3 protein-coding genes are annotated in these 1,894 nt (G+C 73.7%); 2 read left to right on the forward strand and 1 reads right to left on the reverse strand.

The features are described 5' to 3' along the window. Nucleotides 1-373: sulfurtransferase TusA family protein (locus AOK16_RS24130; protein WP_169790953.1), on the forward strand; the 373-nt coding region annotated here is incomplete at its 5' end. Nucleotides 374-406: 33 nt separating this feature from the next. Here AOK16_RS24130 and AOK16_RS24135 read toward each other — a convergent pair. After that, a partial coding sequence (locus AOK16_RS24135; RefSeq protein ID WP_240483730.1) for a carbohydrate kinase family protein occupies nucleotides 407-1,272 on the reverse strand: 866 nt, incomplete at its 5' end. A gap of 307 nt (nucleotides 1,273-1,579) precedes the next feature. On the opposite strand from AOK16_RS24135, the gene AOK16_RS24140 reads away from it, so the two are divergent. Then, complete coding sequence (locus AOK16_RS24140; RefSeq protein WP_055474228.1) at nucleotides 1,580-1,855, forward strand: hypothetical protein; 276 nt, start codon at nucleotides 1,580-1,582, stop codon at nucleotides 1,853-1,855. Nucleotides 1,856-1,894: the final 39 nt, after the last annotated feature.

Here is a 1,894-nt window from a genome sequence, read left to right on the forward strand (position 1 = left end):
GGTCTCCGCCGCGGGGGCCGGGGACGCGGGCGCCTTCGCGGGGGAAGCGGGCGCCCTGGCCGGGGAAGCGGAGGCCGAGGAGGCGGCCGCCTTCGGCGGGGAGGCGGGCCCCTCGTCCGCTTCCGCCGGGGCGGTCGGGGGCGAGGAGCCCGCGCTGACCGTCGATTCGCTGGGCAAGCGGTGCCCGGTGCCGGTGATCGAGCTCGCGAAGGTCATCGGCGACGTCGCGGTCGGCGAGGTCGTGGCCGTCCTCTCGGACGACGAGGCGGCACGGCTGGACTTCCCCGCGTGGTGTGAGATGCGGGGCCAGGAGTACGTGGGCGAGCGCCCGGCGGAGCGGGGGTCGGCGTATCTGGTGCGCCGCCGGGCGTAGGGAGCCGCCCTGGGTGGGCGGCTCCCGTGCGGCCTACGACAGGTGTGCGCGGATGTCGGCGGCGGCGTCCTCGCCGTAGGCCTTGGTGAAGCGGTCCATGAAGTGGCCGCGGCGGAGTTCGTACTCCTGGGTGCCCAGGGTCTCGATGACGAGGGTGGCGAGCATGCAGCCCAACTGGGCGGCGCGCTCCAGCGGGAGTTCCCACGACAGACCGGCCAGGAAGCCCGCGCGGAACGCGTCGCCGACGCCGGTCGGGTCGACCTTGGCCTCCTCCTCCGGAGTGCCCACCTCGATCGGCTTCTCACCGCGGCGCTCGACCCGTACGCCGCGGGCGCCGAGGGTGGTGACCCGGGTGCCGACCCGGGCGAGGATCTCCTCGCCCGACCAGCCGGTCTTGGACTCGATCAGCGCGCTCTCGTACTCGTTGGTGAAGAGGTACGTGGCCTGGTCGACCAGGACGCGGATGTCGTCGCCCTCGAGGCGGGCGAGCTGCTGGGAGGGGTCCGCGGCGAAGGGGATGGAGCGCGAGCGGCACTCCTCGGTGTGGCGGAGCATCGCCTCCGGGTCGTCGGCCCCGATGAGGACCAGGTCGAGCCCGCCGAGCCGCTCCGCGACCGGCAGGAGCTCGATGTTGCGGGCCTCGCTCATCGCGCCGGTGTAGAAGGACGCGATCTGGTTGTGGTCGGTGTCGGTGGTGCAGACGAAGCGGGCGGTGTGCAGCACCTCGGAGATGCGGACGGAGGCGGTGTCCACGCCGTGCCGGTCGAGCCAGGCGCGGTACTCGTCGAAGTCCGCGCCGGCGGCGCCGACCAGCACGGGGCGCAGGCCCAGCAACCCCATGCCGTAGCAGATGTTGGGGCCGACGCCGCCGCGGCGTACGTCGAGGGCGTCGACGAGGANNGCCCTCGACCAGTTGGTCGGCGAAACGGCCGGGGAAGGTCATCAGGTGGTCGGTGGCGATGGAGCCGGTGACAGCGATGCGCACGACGGGTCTGCTCCTACGGCTGTGGAGGGACGAGGGCGGGAACGCGCTCCGATGGCGGTCGGACGACGGGGCCACGCTACCGGCTCCGGGCCTCCGGTCCGACCCCGCATAAAAATACCTAAAAGTAGGGCTTTCTTCCCGCCGAGCTGGGAACATACGGTCCTTGTCAGCGGGGTGCGCGGCTCAGCGCGCCCCTCGGATCTGTCGGTTCTGGAGGGCCCATGCCGAAGCACCCCGGTTCCGCTCCCCCGCCGGTCTCCGCTTCCGTTTCCGCCCCAGCCTCCGCTGCTGCCTCCGCCCCCGCCTCCGCTGCCGTCGAGCCGGAGTCGCTGGCGGAGCTGCGCGGGGACTGCGCGCGGATGGCTCCGCACTGGGCGGTCCGGGACGGCGACCTGGCACCGGTCCCGGAGCCGGTGCCGCCCTCGCGGATCCATGGGGTACGGGTGCCGCCGTCCGCCGCCCGGCTCCTGGACGGGATGTCCGAGTACGGAGACTGAGCCCCGCCGCCGGGCACTGGCGGGCCGCGGCCCACCGGG

The organism is Streptomyces pathocidini (genome assembly GCF_001418495.1).
Taxonomy (GTDB): domain Bacteria; phylum Actinomycetota; class Actinomycetes; order Streptomycetales; family Streptomycetaceae; genus Streptomyces; species Streptomyces pathocidini.